The following is a 1,775-nucleotide window of genomic DNA, read 5'->3' as shown; positions in this document are numbered from 1 at the left end:
GCCCAGACCGCCGCCTACGGCCACTTCGGCCGCGAACTCCCCGACTTCACCTGGGAGCGCACCGACCGCGTCGACGCCCTGCGCACGGCCGCCGGGGCCTGACATGCGCATCGCTGTCACGGGATCCATCGCGACCGACCATCTGATGACCTTCCCCGGCCGGTTCGCCGAGCAGCTGCTCGCGGACCGGCTGGACCGGGTCTCCCTGTCGTTCCTCGCCGACAGCCTGGATGTGCGGCGGGGCGGGGTGGCGGCGAACATCACGTTCGGCCTGGGCGTACTGGGACTGCGCCCGCTGCTGGTGGGCGCGGTGGGAGCGGACTTCGAACCGTACCGGGTGTGGCTCAAGGACCACGGAGTGGACACCGACTCCGTGCGCGTGAGCGAGACCCGGCACACCGCCCGCTTCGTCTGCACCACCGACCGGGAACAGAACCAGATCGCCACCTTCTACGCGGGCGCCATGGCCGAAGCCCGGGAGATCGACCTGCGGGAGATCGTCGCCCGCTGCGGACGGCCCGACCTGGTGCTCGTCTCACCGGACGACCCCGAGGCCATGCTCCGCCACACCCGGAACTGCCGCGAGCTGGGTGTTCCGTTCGCCTCCGACCCCTCGCAGCAACTGGCCCGCCTGACCCGGTCCGAGGTACGGGAACTGGTCGACGGCGCGCACCGGCTGTTCACCAACGAGTACGAGTCCGCCCTGCTCTGCGAACGGTCCGGACTCACCGAGGAGCAGGTCCTCCGGCGGGTCGGCTCCTGGGTCACCACCCACGGCGAGGCCGGCGTACGGATCCGGGCCGTGGACCGCGCACCGCTGAGCGTCCCGGCGGTGGAGGTCGCCGAGGTCGTCGACCCCACCGGCGTCGGAGACGCCTTCCGGGCCGGATTCCTGGCCGGGACGGCCTGGGGCGTACCCGAGCGGTACGCGGCCCAGCTGGGCTGCGCGGTAGCGGCGACCGTACTCGACCACGCCGGCACCCAGGAGTACCACCTGTCCCGGGAGCCACTGCTGGCCCGGCTCCGCTCCGCCTACGGCCCGGCGAGCGAGACGGAACTGTCCGCACATCTGAGGGGGCTGGAATGACACGCTCGCTGCGGGAGGAACTCGCCACCCGCGTGGTGGTCGCGGACGGGGCGATGGGCACCATGCTCCAGGCCGCCGACCCGACGATGGACGACTTCCTCGGGCTGGAGGGCTGCAACGAGATCCTCAACGTCACCCGCCCCGACATCGTGCGGTCCGTGCACGACGCGTACTTCGCCGTCGGCGTGGACTGCGTCGAGACCAACACCTTCGGCACCAACCTGGCCGCCCTCGCCGAGTACGGGGTGGAGGAACGGGTCTACGAGCTGTCCGAGGCGGGCGCCCGGATCGCCCGGGCCTCGGCTGACGGCTTCACGGCACAGGACGGCCGCCCCCGCTGGGTGCTGGGCTCGATGGGCCCCGGCACCAAGCTGCCGACCCTCGGACACGTGGAGTACGAGCCCCTCCGCGAGGCATACCAGCAGAACGCCGAAGGCCTGGTCCGGGGCGGCGCGGACGCACTGCTCGTGGAGACGTCCCAGGACCTCCTCCAGACGAAGGCCGCCGTCATCGGCGCCCGCCGCGCGCTGGACCGGTGCGGGGCGGCAGACCTGCCGCTGATCGTCCAGGTGACCGTGGAAGCGGCCGGTGCGATGCTGCTCGGTTCGGAGATCGGTGCGGCGCTGACGGCGTTGGAGCCGCTCGGCATCGACATGATCGGCCTGAACTGCGCGACCGGTCCGGCCGA

Annotated in this window: 2 protein-coding genes; both read left to right on the top strand. The window is 72.1% G+C overall.

All coding sequences use genetic code 11. The features are described 5' to 3' along the window. The first annotated feature begins 103 nt into the window (after positions 1-103). A complete protein-coding gene (locus ABZZ17_RS39995; RefSeq protein ID WP_356884306.1) occupies positions 104-1,087 on the top strand; it encodes a carbohydrate kinase family protein in 984 nt (327 codons plus the stop codon). After that, positions 1,084-1,775, top strand: a 692-nt coding sequence (locus tag ABZZ17_RS39990) for a homocysteine S-methyltransferase family protein (protein WP_356884304.1), incomplete at its 3' end; no start/stop codon positions are given. The genes ABZZ17_RS39995 and ABZZ17_RS39990, both read left to right, overlap by 4 nt.

It is taken from the genome of Streptomyces sp. NPDC006512 (assembly GCF_040611935.1).
GTDB lineage: Bacteria > Actinomycetota > Actinomycetes > Streptomycetales > Streptomycetaceae > Streptomyces.
The sequence above is the reverse complement of the archived record's forward strand: the minus strand, read 5'-3'. Positions and strand labels throughout refer to the sequence as shown.

Coding starts and splice junctions, on each gene's coding strand:
- ABZZ17_RS39995 (WP_356884306.1), top strand. CDS start 104: ATGCGCATCGCTGTCACGGGATCCATCGCGACCGACCATCTGATGACC.